Raw genomic sequence first — 18,532 nt, 5'->3', positions numbered from 1 at the left:
CGAGCGCAAGCGCGGCGACGCCGGACGCGGCGAGTCGACACGGGGTGCAATGATGGGCAACTTTCAGCTGCGCCAGGTGCCCCTGCTCTCGCGGGTTGGGGCGGATCGCGCCGACCAGTTGCGGACCGACACCGACGCGGCCGTCGCCGGGTGGTCGTCTGCCGCGCTGCTGCGGGTCGATCCCCGCAACCAGGTCTTGGTCGCCGCCGGCCGGGTGGTGCTGCAGGAGGCCCGGGAAGTGGGCGATACACCGCCATCGGATGCGGTGTTTCTGGGCCGTGTCGAGGACGGTCGACACGTCTGGGCCATCCGCGGCGCGCTGCAGGCCCCGGCCGGTGCCGACGTCTCGGTGCTGGACATCCGTGCCACGGGCGACATCTTCGACGACGTCAGCGCCCAATTGGTGTCGTCGGCCATCGCGCTGCTGAATTGGCATGACAGTGCCAGGTTTTCGGCCGTCGACGGCACGCCGACCAAGCCGGTGCGCAGCGGCTGGGCGCGAGCCAATCCGGTCAGCGGCGTCGAGGAGTTCCCGCGCATCGACCCGGCGGTGATCTGCCTGGTGCATGACGGCGACGACCGTGTGGTGCTGGCCCGCCAGCACAACTGGCCGGTCCGGATGTTCTCGCTGCTGGCGGGCTTCGTCGAGGCCGGCGAGTCGTTCGAGACCTGCGTGGTCCGTGAGGTGCACGAAGAGGTCGGGCTGACCGTGCGCGATGTGACCTATCTGGGCAGCCAGCCGTGGCCGTTCCCGCGGTCACTGATGGTCGGCTTCCACGCCGTTGCCGACCCGGGCCAGACCTTCGTGTTCAGCGACGGCGAGATCACCGAGGCGGCCTGGTTCACCCGTGACGAGGTGCGGGCCGCGCTGTCCGCCGGGGCGTGGAACAGCGGCGACCCGGATGCCAAACTGCTGCTGCCCGGGTCGATCTCGATCGCTCGGACCATCATCGAGTCGTGGGCCGAATCGACCTGACGGGTCTAGCCGCCCAGGCGCTCCAGCTTCGCCTTGACCTCACGTCCGGTCGGGTTCGTCAGCGTCGAGCCGTCGGCGAAGCGCAGCGTCGGCACCGTGCGGTTGCCGCCGTTGGCTGAGCTGACGAATTCCGCCGCCGTCGGGTCCAGCTCGATGTCGATCTCCTCGTAGTCGATCTCGAGCTTCTTCAACGACGCTTTGAGCTGCCGGCAGTAGCCACACCATTGGGTCGTGTACATGACGAGCTGGTTCATAACTCCCCAAACCTAATAGGTCACCCGATGATTCCCGAATCGGCGTCCGGGGCCGTCGGGGGTGCCTGCCAAGATGGACGCCATGGATGCGCTGATCGCCGGCCTGGACGAGGAGCAGCGTGCTGCGGTGCTGGCGCCGCGTGGCCCGGTCTGCGTTCTTGCCGGCGCCGGGACCGGCAAGACCCGCACCATCACCCACCGCATCGCCCAGCTGGTCGCCGGGGGGCACGTTGCGCCCGGACAGGTGCTGGCGGTGACGTTCACCCAGCGTGCCGCCGGCGAGATGCGGTCGCGGCTGCGTGCCCTGGGTTCGGCGGCCGGCGCGGGAGCGGCCGCCGGGGTGGGCGGAGTTCAGGCGCTGACGTTCCACGCGGCCGCCCGGCGGCAGTTGCGTTATTTCTGGCCGCGGGTGGTCGGCGCCACCGGTTGGGAACTGTTGGACCGCAAGTTCGGGGTGGTCGCCCGCGCCGCCGGCCACGCCGGCCTGCGGTTGAGCAATGACGACGTCCGCGACGTGGCCGGCGAGATCGAGTGGGCCAAGGCATCGCTGATCGGGCCGGAGCAGTATCCCGAGGCGGTGGCCGCGGCCGGCCGCGACACCCCGCTGGACGCCGCGAAGCTGGCCGACGTCTACGCCGGGTATGAGGCGCTGAAGGCCCGCGGCGAAGTGGCGATGCTCGACTTCGACGACCTGCTGCTGCACACCGCCGCCGCCATCGAGAATGACGCGGCGGTGGCCGCCGAATTCCGGGACCGCTACCGCTGCTTCGTCGTCGACGAATACCAGGACGTCACCCCGCTGCAGCAGCGGGTGCTGTCGGCTTGGCTGGGGGAGCGCGACGATTTGACCGTGGTCGGCGACGCCAACCAGACCATCTATTCGTTCACCGGTGCCTCGCCGCGCTATCTGCTGGACTTCACCCGCCGGTTCCCGGACGCCGCGCTGGTGCGCCTGGAGCGCGACTACCGGTCCACCCCCGAGGTGGTGTCGCTGGCCAACCGGGTGATCGCCGCCGCGCGTGGGCGGGTGTCCGGCAGCAAACTGAAGCTGATCGGTCAGCGCGAACCCGGCCCGGCGCCGGTCTTTCGGGAGCATCCCGACGAGGTCGCCGAGGCCGCGGCGGTAGCCAAATCCATCGCCCGGCTGATCCACGACGGCACCGCTGCGGCCGAGATCGCCGTGCTGTATCGGATCAACGCGCAGTCAGAGGTCTACGAGGAGGCACTGACCGAGGCCGGCATCGCGTATCAGGTGCGCGGCGGGGAGGGTTTCTTCACCCGCCAGGAGATCCGCCAGGCGCTGATCGCCTTGCAGCGGGCGGCGGAGCGCGGAGCGGACGGGCCGCTACCCGAGGGCGGCTATCGCCAGCGCGGCGAAGCCGGGCGCAGCGGGTCGCCGCTGTCGGAAATCGTGCGCGGTGTGCTGGAACCGCTCGGTCTGACCACCGAACCACCCAGCGGGGCCAAGGCGCGCGAACGCTGGGAGGCCCTCGGTGCACTGGCCGAACTTGTCGACGACGAGGTGGCGCAACGCCCCGACCTCGATCTGCCCGCACTGTTGACCGAACTGCGGATGCGCGCTGACTCTCGTCACCCGCCGACGGTGCAGGGCGTCACCTTGGCGTCACTGCACGCCGCCAAGGGGCTGGAGTGGGACGCGGTGTTTCTGGTCGGTCTCGCCGACGGCACCCTGCCCATCTCGCACGCCCTGGCGCACGGCGCGGACAGCGAGGCAGTCGAAGAGGAACGCCGACTGCTCTACGTCGGCGTCACCCGGGCCCGGATCCACCTCACGCTGAGTTGGGCGCTGGCCCGCGCCCCCGGCGGGCGGGCCGGCCGCAAGCCGTCGCGTTTCCTCAGCGGTATTGCCCCGCAGGCCGACGCCACTGCCACCCCCGGCAAGCGACGGGCTCGTGGTGCCCCGAAGTACTGCCGCGTCTGCAATAAGGCGCTGGCCACTCCGGCGGCCATCATGCTCAGCCGCTGCGAGACCTGCGCTGCCGACGTCGACACCGAGCTGCTGGTGGCGCTCAAGGACTGGCGCCTGCGCACCGCAACCGAGCTGAAAGTGCCGGCTTACATCGTCTTTTCCGACAACACCCTGACCGCGATCGCCGAGATGCTGCCCGGCGACGAGGCCGCCCTGGTGGCCATCCCGGGCATCGGCGCGCGCAAGCTGGAACAGTTCGGCCCCGACGTGCTGGAACTGGTCCGCAACCGGGGTTGAGCCGCCGCGGGCGGTAATTCGGTTGTGGATCGGTGGGCCGAGCGGCTAGCCTCGGAACCCATGACCACGATCAACGTCCTGCGGGTAGCCGGCGCGCGCCATGCCGCCGCTGCCGAGGCGGCGGCGCGCCATGCCGCCGCCGCCGTAGACGCGTCCGTGCATCGGGGTTCGCCCTAACAGCAGCCCCATCCCCGATGGCCACGGACCCGACCAGGATCCGTGGCCATTTTTTCGCTCGGCGGCCCGCCGACCGGCCCGGATCCGAACCCCACGAACCGACCGGAAAGCAGATACATCATGTCGAGAACCCTCAAGTTGCCGTGTAAGAGCGATCCCGATCTGTGGTTCGCCGACGACCCGGCCGATCTGGAGCGGGCCAAGGCGCGCTGCGCTCAGTGCCCGATCCGCCAGCGGTGCCTGGCAGCGGCGTTGCAGCGCGCCGAGCCGTGGGGTGTGTGGGGCGGCGAGATCCTCGACCGGGGCAGTGTCATCGGTCGCAAACGGCCTCGTGGCCGCCCCCGTAAGGAGCCGGTGGCCGCGTGAGCGGCCGCAGCATCAGGACGAGGGACTGGCCGCGGCGTCTTCGGGGTCGGTGAAGCCCGGCACCAGTTCCTCGGAAAGCCGCTTGATCGGCACGTGGGCATCGAGCTGGCACATGATCGCCGTGGTCGACCCGAGCACCCGCATCGGCATCGCGAGCTTGGGCGGCAGATCCAGCTGGCGGGCGGTCTTGAGCTGCTCGACCGGCCGCTCCAGTTGCTTGCCGGCCATCCGCATCAGCCACTTGCGGGTGTAGTGGAACACTTCGACTTCCACCGGCTCGACGTGCTGGCGCAGCATCTCGTCGATCTCGCGCACCGAGACGGTCTGGCCCTTCTGGATGAAGCCGCCCTGGCGCATGGTCTCGATGACCTTGTCGTAGTCCTTGTCCCGGGCGTAGCGCACCGCGGCGCCCAGTTCCGGCGGGAAACCGCCGGGCATCGGTGCCACCGCGCCGAAGTCGATCACGCCCATCCGGCCGTCCGGCATCAGCATGAAGTTGCCGGGGTGAGCGTCGCCATGGATCAGTTCCAGCCGGCGCGCCGCGTCCCAGGTGAATTCGGCCAGCCGGGTTCCCATCAGGTCACGCTGCTCGACGGTGCCGTTGCGGATGATCTCGGCCATTCCGACGCCGTCGATCCACTCCTGGATCACCGTTTTGGGGGCGCTGGCCACCACGTTCGGAATCTGGAAGTGCGGGTGGCCGGCGTAGGCCTTGGCGAAGATGCGCTGGTTGTCGGCTTCGAGCCGATAGTCCAGCTCCATCTCGGTGCGCTCGATGAGCTCGTCGACGACGCCCTTGACGTCGACGCCGGGTGCCAGCTGTTTGAAGACGCCGGTCAACCGCCGGATCGTCTTGAGGTCGGCCCGCAGCGCCTCGTCGGCGCCGGGGTACTGGATCTTGACTGCGACGGGACGGCCGTCGGCCCACACCGCCTTGTGCACCTGGCCGATGCTGGCCGAGGCGATGGGGGTGTCGTCGAAGTCGGTGAACCGTTCCCGCCACTTGGTGCCCAGCTGTGCGTCGAGCACCCGGTGCACCTTGTCCGCGGGCAGCGGCGGTGCGTCCTTCTGCAGCTTGGTCAGCGCCTCCCGGTAGGGCTCGCCGAATTGCTCGGGGATGGCCGCTTCCATCACCGACAGGGCCTGGCCCACCTTCATGGCGCCGCCCTTGAGCTCACCGAGGACGGTGAACAACTGGTCGGCCGCCTTCTCCATGAGTTCGGCGGTGACCTCGTCCTTGGACTTGCCGGTCAGCCGTTTCCCGAGCCCGAGTGCTGCCCGGCCGGCGAAGCCGACGGGCAGGCTGGCCAGCTTCGCATTGCGCGCTGCGCTTCCGCGTTTGATTTCTGACACCTGTCCATCATCCATGACGTCGTTGTGGTGCCGGTCACCGCGGTGACAATCTTCAGTGCCGATCCAGGCCTCGGCAATCGCATAGCGGGTGCCGGACCCAGCGCCTGGTCACGATCGATCCGGCGGCCAGGTCCAGCTCCAGGGTGGCGTTCAGCGTCGGGGGAGCGGCCAGGCCCGCGCCGGCTGCCGTCCCGCGCACTGCCGCGATCACCCGGTCGACTTGGCCCAGTGCCAAAGCCGCCGTTGCCAGCACGGTGGCCCGGTCGACGTGGGCGACGGTATGACGTAGTTGCGCGGCCACCGCGGGCCACGCGGCGTCCCGGTCCCGCCGGTGCAGGTCGGCGCACCCCAGGCAGCTGGTGACCCCCGGCAAGACCAGCGGGCCGACCACTCCGGTGCCGTCGCGCACCCGCACCGGCAGGTGCGGTACCCGCTCGGCGTGCAGTTCACGTATCAGCCTGGGGTCGGAGACCAGGTAGTCCGCCAGCACCACCAGATCGGTCCCGGCGGTGCTCACAACGGCGTGCGGATGACTGCTGTGCTGGACCACGGCGCTCGAGTAGCGCAGCGATTCGACCAGCAGATCCGACAAGGGGCCGCGGCCGTGCACCCGCAGCGAGACCGTGCGGCACTGACGGCGCGGCCCGGCGCCGCGGACTGCGACACCCGCCGTCACCAGCGCGGCTAACAGGGCGTCCAGCTCCGCGGTGTCCACCGCGCCGTGTTGGGCGGCTTCGTGGTGCAGCGCGGCGCCGGTGGTCGGGATCTGCATCACGCGCAGGACAGTGGCCAGCGCGGCCGTGCTCAGCCCCCGTGGCGGCTGCACCAGCACGGCGCGCCGCGGATCCCAGCCGACCTGCACAGCACCGTCGGGGCGCAGCAACACCGGCAGAGCCGGATCGAGGGTGTAGGTGGCGGTCTCGGAACCAACCCTTCTCACGCACGCGACCCTGCCATGCCGGGTGGCAACAACCCTCCCGTCATCCACAGGGGCGCGCAACGATGCGCCGGGCGGCCTCCACAGCCGCGCCGCGTTGGCGTGCGATGACGGTGCGGTCGGTGAGGGTTTCGTAGGGGTCGGGGGAGTGGGCCCAGGCCAGGCCGATCCCGAACAGCAGGGCCAGCAGATCGAGGGGTTCAAAGGAGCTGTCGACGTGCCCGTCGGCCTGGGCGGTTTCGATGGCGGTGATCGCGTGCTCGAAGATCGCCTGCCCGTCGGCGTGGGGCTCGTCGAGGGCCAGGCCTTCCAGGCGCGCCCAGGTGATCATGCGAAGGTGCTCGGGGCGGCCTCTGCCCAAATCGTAGACGTCGCCGGCGAATTCGGGCACCGCGTCGGGCCGAAGAGTGACCGACCGATAGAAGGCCGCCACGTCGGTGGCCACCACTTCTCGGAACAGTGCTTCCTTGTCGCCGAAGTGGGCGTAGAGACGTTCCTTGCTGGCGTGCGCCTCGCGGGCGATGCGGTCGATGCGCGAGCCGGCAAGCCCATGGCGAGCGAACTCGACGCGGGCGGCGTCCAATATCTGGTCACGCAGTTCGGTGGCGCTCCTCCTCACAGCAAGATCATAACCATACGAACTAGTTCGTTCTGTAATGTGAGGACATGCACGTGCTCCATGACACTGACGCGATCCTGAACCACCCGCCGCGAGTCGAGGCCATGCGGCGGGCGGTGGAGGCCGTTGCCGACGCGGTCACACCCGTCGTCGAGGCATACCGACCCTACGTCGAGGGGCTCGACAACCTACCCGCCGATGGCCGATTTCTCTTGGTAGGCAATCACACTCAGGTCAGTGTGGAAGCCCTGTTGATTCCGTTCCATGTTCGGCGGGCGATCGGCAAACGAGTCCGGCCACTGACCGACCGGCAGTTCGGGCGCATGCGGGGCCCGGCGCGGGATCTACTCGCCGCTGCGGGGGCGCTGGTAGGCGCGCCCGAACCCGTCCGCGAACTGATGCGCCGAGGCGAGCCCATTCTGGTGTTCCCCGGAGGCGGTCGCGAGATTCCCAAATTCAAGGGGGAGGAGTACACGCTGCGCTGGCAGGGCCGGGCCGGTTTCGCCCGCCTCGCAGTCGAACACGACTATCCGATCGTGCCCGTCGGATTGGTCGGTGGCGATGACGTCTATCGAAGTCTGAGTCGTCGCGGTGGCAGCTGGGAGCGCTTCAGCACGGCTGTTTCCCGCCGGCTTTCAGGCCCGCCGGACATGGCCATCCCCCTGCAGCACGGCATCGGCCCCACCCTTATCCCGCGCCCGCAGCGGATGTACTTGCGCTTCGGCGCCCCCATCGACACCAGCAAGCCCGACCGCGTCTCGAGCGAGAAATGGGTTGCCACCGTGCGGGAGTCGACTCAGCAGTCGCTCGAGCGGATCTTGGCCGAGCTGCTGGACGTCCGCGCCGAGGATCCCTACCGGCACCTCAATCCGTTAGCTTGGCGGCACGCAGTCTCACCACCAGTACCTAACTGATCTGGCGGCCGCGACTCAGTCGTCGGTGTCGTCGCCTTTGTTGCCGGCCTCGCGCTGGAACTCCGCAATCGCCTGGTCGATGGCCGAGTCGACGTCGCTGGAGCCACCGATGATCCGGTCGATGAACGCGGCCGGCTCGTCGAGATCGGAGGACTCGGGCAACAGGTCGGGGTGCTGCCACACCTTGTCGCGAGCGTCGGATCCGACCGCCGTGGTCAACCGCTCCCACAGCACGGCGGCCTCGCGCAGCTTGCGCGGTCGCAGTTCCAGACCAACCAGGGTGGCGAACGTCTGCTCGGCCGGGCCACCGGTGGCCCGTCGCCGGCGCAGCATCTCCGAGAGTGCGGCGGTGCCCGGGATGCGGTCGCCCAGCGCCGCATTGACCACGGTCTGCACCCAGCCCTCGATCAAGGCCAGCAGGGTCTCGAGGCGCTCCAGTGCGGCGAGTTGCTCCGGAGTCGACTTGGGCTCGAACACGCCTTGGTTGAGCAGCTCGTTCATGGCCGAGGGGTCGGTCATCGCCGCCGGATCGAAGCCCTGCGCCAGTTCCTCGATGCCCCGGATGTCGATCTTCATCCCCCGGGCGTAGGCCTCCACAGCGCTGAGCAACTGGTTGGACAGCCACGGCACGTGGGTGAACAACCGGTGGTGGGCGGCCTCGCGGGCGGCCAGGAAGGTGACGATCTCACTGCGCGGCTGTTCCAGCCCGCCGGCCAATTCCTCGATCGCACTGGGCAGCAGCGCGGCCACCCCGCTGGGGCCCAGCGGCAGGCCGATGTCGGTCGAGGTCAGCACCTCTCCGGACAGCCGTCCCAGCGCCTGGCCCAATTGGGAACCGAACGCCAACCCGCCCATCTGCGACATCACCGACAACAGTGGGCCGGCCATGCTCTTGGCCTCTTCCGGCAGTGCCGACGCCCACACCGACGAAACCTGTTCGGCCATCGGGTCGCACAGTCGCTGCCAGGTGGTCATGGTGTGCTCGACCCAGTCCACGGGCGTCCAGGCGACCCCGCTGGTGGTGCCGGCCGGTAGCGAGGTGGCGCCGTCGAGCCAGGTCTCGGCCAGGTGCACCGCGTCGCCGATGGCGGTCGCGGTCGACGCGGTGACGGGCGAGACCGAACCGATGGACTTGGTCGCGACCTGTCGTGCCAGGTCGTAGTTGACCGGCCCGGCTGGTCGGCCGTCGGCACTCACCCGGCCGGCGCCGCTGAACATCTGCCCGAGCTGGGTGAAAACCTGACCCAGATCGGCCATGTTGAAGCCAGCACCCATACCGAACGGGTCGGTGGGCCCGGAGCCTCGCTCGCGGTCGGGGTCGTCCCCGGAAGAGAAACCGAAGGGCAGATCAGCCATAGACACAACCGTACTCACCGGCAACCTCCGGCGGTACGACACGCCGCCACCGGCGGTCGGGCCGTTACCGCCTGGGCGGCGGCCGTTTACCATACCCGGGGTGAACAGGCGGATTCTGACGCTGTTGGCGGCTGTGCTGCCGGTGATCGCATTCGGCGTGCTGCTGACGGCGGTGACGGTGCCGTTCGTGTCCTTGGGGCCGGGACCCACGTTCGACACCCTCGGGATGATCGACGGCAAGCAGGTGGTCGACATCGAGGGGACCACCACGCACCCGACGACCGGTCACCTCAACATGACCACGGTGTCCCAGCGCGACGGTCTGACACTGGGGGAGGCGCTGGCTCTGTGGCTGTCCGGACGTGAGCAGCTCATGCCTCGTGACCTGGTATATCCGCCCGGCAAGTCCCGTCAGGAAGTCGACGAGAGCAACGACGCCGACTTCCGTGCGTCCGAGCAGAGCGCCGAGTATGCCGCGCTGGGCTACCTGCGCTACCCGTCAGCGGTCACCCTCGCCGACGTCCACGACCCGGGACCGTCGGCCGGCGCGCTGCAGCGCGGCGATGCCGTGGACGCCGTGGACGGCGAACCGGTCTACACCGTGCAGCAGTTCACCGCGCGGCTGGCCGACACCAAGCCGGGCCAGACGGTTGTCATCGACTACCGGCGCAAGAACGCCGCGCCCGGTACGGCGCGGATTACGCTCGGAGAGAACAAGGACCGCGCCAACGGATTCCTGGGCGTGTCCGTCCTCGATGCGCCGTGGGCGCCGTTCACCATCGACTTCAACCTCGCCAACATCGGCGGCCCGTCGGCGGGGCTGATGTTCTCGCTGGCCGTCGTCGACAAGCTGACCACCGGCACCCTGGCCGGGCCGAATTTCGTTGCCGGCACCGGGGTCATCAAGGCCAACGGCCAGGTCGACTCGATCGGCGGGATCGCGCACAAGATGATGGCGGCCCGCGAGGCCGGCGCGACGGTGTTTCTGGTCCCGGCCGACAACTGCTACGAAGCCAGAAACGACGACAAGGGTCTGCAACTGGTCAAGGTCGACAACCTCGCCCAGGCGGTTGGCGCGCTGCGAACCATCACCGACGGAGGTCAGCCGCCCTCTTGCTGAGACTTCGTTGGCTACAGTGGGGCCGTCAGGAACAACTGAGCTAGGGAGCGTGGCACGTGGGGATGCGGCCCACCGCGAGGATGCCGAAATTGACCGCGCGCAGCCGGATCATGGTCGGCAGCGCGTTCGTCGTGATCGCGCTGCTGCTGGTGGGGCCGCGGCTGATCGACGGCTATGTCGACTGGTTGTGGTTCGGCGAGCTGGGCTACCGCTCGGTGTTCGTCACCACGTTGCTGACCCGGCTGATCACGTTCGTCGTGGTGACGCTGTTGGTAGGCGGAATCGTGTTCGCCGCGATGGCCACGGCCTTCCGGGTCCGGCCGGTGTTCGTCCCCAGCAACGGGGTCAACGACCCGGTGGCGCGGTATCGGACCACCGTGCTGTCGCGGCTGCGGCTGTTCGGATTCGGGATTCCGGCCGGCATCGGTGTGCTGGCGGGCATCGTCGCGCAGAGTTACTGGGTGCGCATCCAGCTGTTCCTGCGTGGCGGTGACTTCGGGATCAACGATCCGCAGTTCGGCAAAGACCTGGGCTTCTACGCCTTCGACCTGCCGTTCTACCGGCTGGTGGTGGGGCTGCTGCTGGCGACGCTGTGCCTGGCCACCATCGCCAACCTGACCACGCACTACATCTTCGGCGGTATTCGGCTGTCCGGCCGGGCCGGCGCCCTGAGCCGCCCGGCGCGCATCCAGGTGGTCAGCCTGATCGGCACCCTGGTGCTGCTCAAGGCCGGGGCCTACTGGCTGGATCGCTATGAGCTGCTCAGCCACACCCGCACCGGCAAGCCCTTCACCGGAGCCGGCTACACCGACATCAATGCGGTGCTACCGGCCAAGATGATCCTGCTGGCGATCGCCCTGATCTGCGCGGTCGCGGTGTTCTCGGCGATCGTGCTGCGCGACTTGCAGATTCCGGCGATCGGTTTGGTGCTACTGCTGCTGTCGTCGGTCGTGGTCGGCGCGGGCTGGCCACTGATCGTCGAACAGTTCAGCGTCAAGCCGAACGCGGCGCAGAAGGAAAGCGAATACATCTCCCGCTCCATCACGGCGACCCGCGCGGCCTATGGGCTGACCGAAGATGTGGTCACCTACCGGGACTACCGCGGTGATGCGCGAGCGACGGCCGCGCAGGTGGGCGCCGATGCGGCTACCACCTCCAACATTCGGCTGCTGGACCCGACCATCGTCAGCCCGGCATTCACCCAGTTTCAGCAGGGCAAGAACTTCTACTACTTCCCCGACCAGCTCACCATCGACCGGTATCGCGACGACGAGGGCCAGCTGCGTGACTACGTGGTCGCCGCCCGCGAGCTGAACCCGGATCGACTGATCGACAACCAGCGTGACTGGATCAACCGGCACACGGTGTTCACCCACGGCAACGGGTTCATCGCCTCCCCGGCCAACACCGTGCGCGGTATCGCCAACGACCCCAACCAGAACGGTGGATACCCGGAGTTCTTGGCCAACGTCGTCGGTGCCAACGGCGGTGTCGTCTCCGACGGGCCGGCCCGCCTGGACCAGCCGCGTGTCTACTACGGTCCGGTGATCGCCGACACCGTCGCCGACTACGCGATCGTCGGACGCAATGGTGCCGACCGCGAGTACGACTATGAGACCAACACCGAGACCAAGAACTACACCTACACCGGCGCCGGCGGTGTGGGCGTAGGAAATTGGTTGGCCCGCAGCGTATTCGCCGCGAAGTTCGCCGAGCGCAACTTCTTGTTCTCCAATGTGATCGGCGCGGACAGCAAGATCTTGTTCAACCGCGACCCGGCGAGCCGGGTCCAGGCGGTGGCGCCCTGGCTGACCACCGATTCGACGGTGTACCCGGCGATCGTCAACAAACGACTGGTGTGGATCATCGACGGCTACACCACGCTGGACAACTACCCCTACTCGGAGCTGACGTCTCTGTCGTCGGCGACCGCGGACTCCAAAGACGTGGAGTTCAACCGGCTGTTGCCGGACCGGCGGGTGTCCTACATCCGCAACTCGGTGAAGGCCACCGTCGACGCCTACGACGGAACGGTGAGCCTGTACGCCCAAGACGAGCACGACCCGGTGCTGCGGGCATGGATGAAGGTGTTCCCCGGAACGGTCAAACCGAAGTCCGACATCTCGCCCGAGCTCGCCGAGCACCTGCGTTACCCCGAAGACCTGTTCAAGGTGCAGCGCATGTTGCTGGCCAAGTATCACGTCAACGACCCGGTGACCTTCTTCTCCACCTCGGACTTCTGGGACGTGCCGCTGGACCCCAACCCGACCGCCAGCAGCTTCCAGCCGCCGTACTACATCGTCGCGAAAAACCTTGCCAAGGGTGATAATTCGGCGTCCTACCAGCTGACCAGCGCGATGAACCGATTCAAGCGCGACTATCTGGCCGCCTACATCAGCGCCAGCTCGGACCCGGACACCTACGGCAAGATCACCGTGCTGACCATTCCCGGGCAGGTCAACGGGCCCAAACTGGCCAACAACGCGATCACCACCGACACCACGGTCAGCCAGGACCTCGGTGTGATCGGTCGCGACAACCAGAACCGCATCCGGTGGGGCAATCTGCTGACTCTGCCGGTGGCACAGGGCGGTCTGCTCTACGTCGAACCGGTCTATGCCTCACCGGGTTCCAGCGACGCCTCGTCGTCGTACCCGCGCTTGATCCGGGTGGCGATGATGTACAACGACAAGATTGGTTACGGGCCGACGGTCTCTGACGCGCTGACCGGTCTGTTCGGACCGGGCGCGAGCGCGGCGGCCACCGACATCGCCCCCACCGAGAGTGGCGCGGCTGCGCAGGGGACACCGCCCTCGGCCACCCCGCCGGTGGCCGCGGTGCCCACGCCGCCGTCCGCCGAGGCCGGGCTGTCGCCGGCTAAAGCTGCGGCGCTGCGCGAGATCGAGGCGGCGCTCACTGCGGTGCGAGACACCCAGCATCGCGGCGACTTCGCGGCCTACGGTGCGGCGCTGCAACGCCTCGACGACGCGATGGCCAAGTTCAACAGCGCCAAATAGCGCGCGGTGCGCTCAGGCGCCGAACAACGCGGAGTGCATCAGCGTGCGTACGCATGCCTGCTCATAGGCCAGGTGGGGTGTGTCGGAGTGCTCCGTGACCGGGGCGGGCCGGTCGTAGTGCACCAGCCGGCCGATATCGACCACCAAGCCCATCGCGGCGTGTACCAGGAATCGGGCGGCTGTGGCGGTGAGTTCGGGCCGCACCGAGCGCAACAGCCCGACCCATGAGTCGATGGTGGAGCGTTGCACATTGCGCAGCAGCTTCCGGTCGGATCCGGACAGGTGGATCTGTTCGCTGTAGTAGATCGCCGCAAGCTCCGGGTTGGCGAACGAGGTGGCCACGTAGATGTCGATCAGTTGCGTCAGCGCTTCTCGCGGGTCGGGACCGTTGGTGTTGACCACCGACAGCTCCGCGGAGAGCCGGTCGGACGAGCGTCGTAGCGCGGTACTGAGGATGTCGGCCTTGCCGGGAAAATAGCGGTAGATACTCGAGATTCGCAGCCCGGCGGCCTTGGCGATCTGGGCCACGCTGGTTTCGCCGTAGCCCTGACGGTGAAACAGCACCATCGAGGCGTGCAGCACCGCTTCGTACATCCCGGCATCCGCGGTGAAGATGCGTGCTCCGGTGGCCCCGGTCGTAAAGTCTTCCGGCGCAGGCAGTTCGGTGTGCAGCAATGCCCACGACGCCGCGGTCAGCAGGTCGGTGATGTCGGTGACCGTGGCACGTAGGTGGTGGTCGGTGATGCCTCCGGCGACACTGAGCAACGCTGCCGAGAGCATCTGTCGGTGTAACAGGGGCGCCGCCGGCTGTAATTCGGCCAGCGGTTGCTGCAGGCGTTGGTTGACCAGCCGTAGTTGATCCAACAGCGCCGTGGCGTCGGGTTCGCGCAGATAGCGGGCCTGCCATCGGTACAGGCCGCCGGATTCTCGGTTGCGCAGTGCGACGTCGATCAGGGCGTGTATCAGCTGATCGAGCGCTGCCGCAGGGCCGGCCGCGGGGTCGGCAACGATGTCGGTGACGTCGACAAGTTGTTGGCTCAACGCCAGCACCGCGACGCGGAACAGGTCGTACTTACTGGCGTAGTGCCGGTAGAGGGCGGGGGCTGAGACACCGACCTCGGTGGCGATGTTCTCCACGCTGACCGCGTGATAGCCCAGGGTGCTGAACGATTCGGCGGCAGCCCGAGCGATCTGGTCTTTGCGATCTTTGGGGCGCCGTCGGGTCGTCCGTACGGTGTCAGCCACGCGTGGCGCCCAACGAGGTTGTCGGCTGGTGCTGTGCCGCGGTGCGAAGTGCGGCGCGCGCCCTGGCGTTCCAGTGGTGCCTGGGGGTCAGCGACGAGAGCTGAGTCAACCGGACGAACTGGCGCAGCGACCATCGGTCGGCCGCAGTGACGTCGACCCCGGTGAGCTCGCGGGCGCGGGGATGCTGCAGGGCGCGGATCGCGGGGCGGGGGACCGTGCGCATCCACCAATCGGTGGGAGCGAAGATCTGCTCGCGGAACGGCTCGAAATGGGCACCGGCCTTCAGGTGCGTTTGGCAATAGTCCTCGAAATACTCGACGAATTCCGGCCAGGTCGCAGGCATCGGCCGGGTCGATACGCCGTATCGGCGATACCAGGCACAGCACTCGGCATAGAGCTGCTCGTGTTCGTCGGCGTCGAGGGGCCGGATGAAGGTATTGACCATGACGACGAGGGACTCTACGTAAGCGCTGTGCTGAAAATGGAACAGGTCGGGGTTCAGCGCGTGGTACTTGTCGCCGAATTCGTCGACGCCCTTGACATGCTCATGGGCGAAGCGCATCTGGGGCCGCATGTCGAGGTCGGCGTAGGCGTAGTTGACGGCTTGGGTGAAGGTGCGCTTCTTGTGCAACCAGATGCGCTTGCGCATCAGGGCATGCTGGCTGATGCCGGCGGCGATACCGGGATGCAGCAGTAGCAGACACACCGCTCGGGGCAACACGAACAGGTAGCGGCGGTCGGCCAGGAAGTGCCACAGCAGGCTGTCGGGACCTAAGCCGTCATCGTGGTGGGTCGCCATGGTCAGATCAGCGACTTGTGCCGGCGGATGCGGTGGCGAACATCGGCCATCAGCACGTGGTAGTTGGCGGTCCGGATGAACCGGGGAATGAAGCGGTTGACAAACGACACGAACAGGAAGAGGTTCTCGAACTGGCGTTGTTCGGTGGGCGACCATTGCACACCGAGCAGCTTACGAAAGACCGGTGGCAGAAACCCGATCGTCAAGAACCGCAGCAGCGGCCCGAGGAGCACCCGAAAGATCGGGTTGACCATCTTCAGGTCGACCAACCGCATGAGGTAGTCGCGGACAGCGTCGTCCATCTCCAGAGTTTGGCAGGTGGTGTTCCAGTAGGTATCGAAGTCGGCGCGGGTGGGCGGCCATTGGTCATCGGTGACCTGCAAGGTGGTGCCGAGCGGCCAGGCGTGGTGGTAGAACGTCTCCGCCTGTTCCTCGGTCATCTTGCCGCGCAGCAGTTGGTAGGTGTCCTCGTAGAAGACGAACAGGCATGCGGCGACCCACAGTTGCAGATCGCGGTCGAAGGCGTTGTATTTGACCGGGCTGTCCGCCGTGGAGCGAACCTGCCGATGCGCGACGTTGACCGCGTCACGGTAGGCGCCACGTTCCTCCTCGGTGCCCAGCACCGCGACGGCCATGTACTGGGCCGTAGTGCGCAACCGCTTCCACGGATGTTCCATCAGCGAGCCGGATTCCACCCGACTCTCCACGACGCCGTAGCCGACTCCGGGAAGGCTCAACTGCATGATGACGTTGGCGGCTGCCGCCGCGGCCGACCAAAAATCCAGCGCCTCAGTCAGATCGACGGGGTCGTCGTCCCAACGCGGGGTGTAGCAGTCGACGTGAACCCGGGTTTCGGCGTTGGTGAGCATGCGATGCCGGGCCGGGTCCTGGCCGTGTTGTTCATGGCAGGTCGACATTTGAGCGATCCTCTCGATGCAGCGACATGTGCGGGCTATGGCCCGGCCAGATAGTGCGGGAGTTGGGCGAGTCCCCAGATCAGCCCGGCTGCCCCGATCAGGACACCGAAGAACAGCACGACCAGCACACCGGCGCGCAGTAGCCGGGCTTCGGGGGTGGCCAGGTAGCGCAGCATGCTCACGACCAGATCGATGATCCGCACCAGAAGCATCATCTCCAGCGTCCTCCTATCAGGGCCGGCCTCACGTTCCACCGTATTCCGGTCGCAGGGTGGGTGACAGCGACGCCAGCGGCACCCTGGCCACCACCGCCCCGCCATCCATGGACCACACGAACCGGTCAGCGGGCTGCGGGCTCTCTCGCAGGATCGGGGCGTCGGGCAGGTACAGCACCAGTTGGTCGGGGGTCAGTGCAAACGCCCGGTAGTCGCCGGTATATCCGCTGCCCTGTGGGTTGGGCTGAAATTCCTCGACGGTGAACGGGTAGGTGTTGGGCGCATGCGGGGGTGCCGCGGCGTCCAGTGCCGCCGGCAGCACCGGTGCCGCCGCGCCTGCGATGACGGTCATCGGGTCGATACCCGGCTTGAACAGGTCGCCAAGGGTCAGGCGGCGCCCGGTCGCAAGGTCGAATACGAACGTGCGGTAGGCGTTGTTGGCCTGCATCCCAAACGGTTCCAGGCATTCATGCACTACCAGCGACTGCACCGCGCCAGGCCCGGAGAAGCTCTCGTAGTAGGCGACGGCACTACTGTCCCGCATCGCCTCGCTGCCCGAACTGCGCCAGCCGCTCATCAGCCGGCGGTAGAAGTCACGCACGATCGGGCCGGCGGTGGCGTTGTCCAGCATTGCCTCGGGAAGGTCAAAGGCGATGTATCGCTCGGCCTTTCGGGACGACACAATCAGCGTCGTGCACCGCTGCCCGTCCCAGCTCGCCTGCAGATCATCGCAGAAGCTCGGCGCGGAGCCGGCGGCGGCCGGGGCCAGCACCGTGCTCGCGGTGGCCACCAGCACCACCAGGCCGCCCAAGGCTGCGCCGCTGCCCATCATTGTTGCTGTCCTGCCACGACATCGCTGACCAGCCAGCGCCCGGCGTCCTTGTGCAGGGTGAGCGCCATGGCGGTGACGTCGGGTGGCGCTTGGGCGATCTGTCCTCCGGCGGCCTTCTTCAGTGCCGCGCTGCTGAAGGTCTGTTCGACGAACAGCAGCACCGTCGCGTCGGTGGCGTCGGCTGACTTCACCGCGGCGTCGATGACGGTGCCACGAGTGGTCACCTGGTTGGCGATCAACATCGCGCGAAGCTCGGAGCTCTGCTTGGCGTAGCGGTCGTGGAATGTGCCGGTCGATCGGTCCAACAGCTCGATGATCTGCCGATCGACCGTGCCAGGGCTCGCTGTCGTCAGCAACTCCGCGTATTGCGTTGCGGCCTCGGAAGCCTCACGGCCGGCGAGTTTCGATCGATGCTGCTGGTAGAGCAGCCAGCTTTGGTATCCGCTGCCTGCGAGAACCCCGGCCGCGCACAGTATTGCGGCCAGCCGCATCGCACGCCGAAGCCGGCAGCGGTGCGGCGAATCGGTGGGACCCACCTGTGGTGCCTCAACGCTGGGTGCCTCAACGATGGTCATCTCGATGCCTTCGCTGTCAGGTCAGGTCGACCTGGCTGGCAAGCCAGCGGTGGTCGACGAGTTCCATGGTCATCTGGATTCGGTTGCGATCGATCCGTGGTTCGGATCGCACCGCGTTGGTGATGGATTGGTCCACGAACAACAACACCTCCACGCGGGTGGTGGTCGCGGACTTGACGGCAGCGTCCAAAACGATGCCCCTGCCGGTGGCCTTGTTGTCGATCAGGATCTGGCGTAACTGCTTGGCGCCCAAGCTGTAGGCGTCCTTGAACTGGCCGGTCGCGCCGTCGAGCGCGCGGGCGTAGTTGCCGTCGATGTCGGCGGTGTCCAGGGTGGTCAGGGTGATCGCGTAGTCCTTGGCGGCCGCCAAGGCGACCTGCCCCGCGGCGGCGCGCGCATCGAGTTGATGCAGACGCCACCCGGCGTATCCCGAATAGGCCAGCGCCGCGATCAACACGGCGGACACCAGTGCCACCGTCGCTCGGTGCCGCCGCGTCGTCGGCTCCGAGGGTGGCGTGGGTTCGGGGTCGATATGGTCGGCAGCCTCGTCGTGTGCTGAATCCGTGTCGAGGTCCGTCTCGAGTTGTTCGTCGAGTTGGTCGAAGACGTCGGGGTCGGCTGTTTTTCCCATGG

18 protein-coding genes are annotated in these 18,532 nt (G+C 67.6%); 6 read left to right on the top strand and 12 right to left on the bottom strand.

What is annotated here, in order from left to right; translation table 11 throughout:
• The first annotated feature begins 49 nt into the window (after positions 1-49).
• Entirely contained in the window at positions 50-976 is a 927-nt protein-coding gene (nudC, locus tag ACJH71_RS08710; RefSeq protein WP_406757604.1) for an NAD(+) diphosphatase, read from the top strand.
• A gap of 5 nt (positions 977-981) precedes the next feature.
• On the opposite strand, the gene ACJH71_RS08705 is transcribed toward nudC, so the two are convergent.
• Positions 982-1,230 (bottom strand): mycoredoxin, encoded by a 249-nt coding sequence (locus ACJH71_RS08705; RefSeq protein WP_024443678.1) that lies wholly within the window; start codon positions 1,228-1,230, stop codon positions 982-984.
• Positions 1,231-1,303: 73 nt separating this feature from the next.
• Between ACJH71_RS08705 and ACJH71_RS08700 the strand changes: the two genes are divergently transcribed.
• A complete protein-coding gene (locus tag ACJH71_RS08700; RefSeq protein ID WP_406757603.1) occupies positions 1,304-3,457 on the top strand; it encodes an ATP-dependent DNA helicase UvrD2 in 2,154 nt (717 codons plus the stop codon).
• Positions 3,458-3,754: 297 nt separating this feature from the next.
• Positions 3,755-4,000: a WhiB family transcriptional regulator gene (locus ACJH71_RS08695; protein WP_406757602.1), complete on the top strand. Its 246-nt coding sequence runs from the start codon at positions 3,755-3,757 to the stop codon at positions 3,998-4,000.
• Positions 4,001-4,012: 12 nt separating this feature from the next.
• Here the strand turns inward: ACJH71_RS08695 and ACJH71_RS08690 are convergent, their stop codons facing one another.
• The 3 genes from ACJH71_RS08690 to ACJH71_RS08680 are packed head-to-tail and all read right to left on the bottom strand — an operon-like array spanning position 4,013 to position 6,909.
• The gene (locus tag ACJH71_RS08690; RefSeq protein WP_406757601.1) at positions 4,013-5,368 is read right to left on the bottom strand and encodes an ABC1 kinase family protein; all 1,356 of its coding nucleotides are present in this window, start codon (positions 5,366-5,368) and stop codon (positions 4,013-4,015) included.
• A 37-nt stretch (positions 5,369-5,405) separates the two neighbouring features.
• Positions 5,406-6,293, bottom strand: a complete 888-nt coding sequence (locus ACJH71_RS08685) for a TOMM precursor leader peptide-binding protein (RefSeq protein ID WP_406757600.1) — start codon at positions 6,291-6,293, stop codon at positions 5,406-5,408.
• Positions 6,294-6,333: 40 nt separating this feature from the next.
• On the bottom strand, positions 6,334-6,909 hold the full coding sequence (locus ACJH71_RS08680; protein WP_406757599.1) for a TetR family transcriptional regulator: 576 nt from the start codon (positions 6,907-6,909) through the stop codon (positions 6,334-6,336).
• A gap of 47 nt (positions 6,910-6,956) precedes the next feature.
• Here ACJH71_RS08680 and ACJH71_RS08675 point away from each other — a divergent pair, with 47 nt between their 5' ends.
• Positions 6,957-7,823 carry a lysophospholipid acyltransferase family protein gene (locus ACJH71_RS08675; RefSeq protein ID WP_406757598.1) on the top strand — a complete coding sequence of 289 codons (867 nt, stop codon included), beginning with the start codon at positions 6,957-6,959 and terminating at the stop codon, positions 7,821-7,823.
• Between the two features lie 15 nt (positions 7,824-7,838).
• Here ACJH71_RS08675 and ACJH71_RS08670 read toward each other — a convergent pair whose 3' ends face one another.
• Positions 7,839-9,179: a zinc-dependent metalloprotease gene (locus tag ACJH71_RS08670; protein ID WP_406757597.1), complete on the bottom strand. Its 1,341-nt coding sequence runs from the start codon at positions 9,177-9,179 to the stop codon at positions 7,839-7,841.
• Between the two features lie 100 nt (positions 9,180-9,279).
• Between ACJH71_RS08670 and ACJH71_RS08665 the strand changes: the two genes are divergently transcribed.
• Complete coding sequence (locus ACJH71_RS08665) at positions 9,280-10,299, top strand: PDZ domain-containing protein (protein WP_406757596.1); 1,020 nt, start codon at positions 9,280-9,282, stop codon at positions 10,297-10,299.
• A gap of 56 nt (positions 10,300-10,355) precedes the next feature.
• Positions 10,356-13,316 carry a UPF0182 family protein gene (locus tag ACJH71_RS08660; protein ID WP_406757595.1) on the top strand — a complete coding sequence of 987 codons (2,961 nt, stop codon included), beginning with the start codon at positions 10,356-10,358 and terminating at the stop codon, positions 13,314-13,316.
• Between the two features lie 12 nt (positions 13,317-13,328).
• Here the strand turns inward: ACJH71_RS08660 and ACJH71_RS08655 are convergent, their stop codons facing one another.
• The 7 genes from ACJH71_RS08655 to ACJH71_RS08625 are packed head-to-tail and all read right to left on the bottom strand — an operon-like array spanning position 13,329 to position 18,530.
• Positions 13,329-14,561, bottom strand: a complete 1,233-nt coding sequence (locus ACJH71_RS08655; RefSeq protein ID WP_406757594.1) for a TetR/AcrR family transcriptional regulator — start codon at positions 14,559-14,561, stop codon at positions 13,329-13,331.
• On the bottom strand, positions 14,554-15,360 hold the full coding sequence (locus tag ACJH71_RS08650) for an oxygenase MpaB family protein (protein WP_406757593.1): 807 nt from the start codon (positions 15,358-15,360) through the stop codon (positions 14,554-14,556). The genes ACJH71_RS08655 and ACJH71_RS08650 overlap by 8 nt, the downstream gene beginning before the upstream one ends.
• 2 nt (positions 15,361-15,362) lie before the next feature.
• Positions 15,363-16,277, bottom strand: a complete 915-nt coding sequence (locus ACJH71_RS08645) for an oxygenase MpaB family protein (RefSeq protein ID WP_406757592.1) — start codon at positions 16,275-16,277, stop codon at positions 15,363-15,365.
• Between the two features lie 35 nt (positions 16,278-16,312).
• Positions 16,313-16,492 carry a hypothetical protein gene (locus tag ACJH71_RS08640; protein ID WP_406757591.1) on the bottom strand — a complete coding sequence of 60 codons (180 nt, stop codon included), beginning with the start codon at positions 16,490-16,492 and terminating at the stop codon, positions 16,313-16,315.
• A gap of 28 nt (positions 16,493-16,520) precedes the next feature.
• Complete coding sequence (locus tag ACJH71_RS08635) at positions 16,521-17,324, bottom strand: mannan-binding protein (protein ID WP_406757590.1); 804 nt, start codon at positions 17,322-17,324, stop codon at positions 16,521-16,523.
• Positions 17,321-17,899 carry an Mce protein gene (locus ACJH71_RS08630; RefSeq protein ID WP_406757589.1) on the bottom strand — a complete coding sequence of 193 codons (579 nt, stop codon included), beginning with the start codon at positions 17,897-17,899 and terminating at the stop codon, positions 17,321-17,323. The genes ACJH71_RS08635 and ACJH71_RS08630 overlap by 4 nt, the downstream gene beginning before the upstream one ends.
• Before the next feature lie 16 nt (positions 17,900-17,915).
• Positions 17,916-18,530 (bottom strand): Mce protein, encoded by a 615-nt coding sequence (locus ACJH71_RS08625; RefSeq protein WP_406757588.1) that lies wholly within the window; start codon positions 18,528-18,530, stop codon positions 17,916-17,918.
• Between the last annotated feature and the right edge of the window lie 2 nt (positions 18,531-18,532).

It is taken from the genome of Mycobacterium sp. SMC-15 (genome assembly GCF_045310925.1).
In the GTDB taxonomy this organism is placed as follows: Bacteria; Actinomycetota; Actinomycetes; order Mycobacteriales; family Mycobacteriaceae; genus Mycobacterium.
The sequence above is the reverse complement of the archived record's forward strand: the minus strand, read 5'-3'. Positions and strand labels throughout refer to the sequence as shown.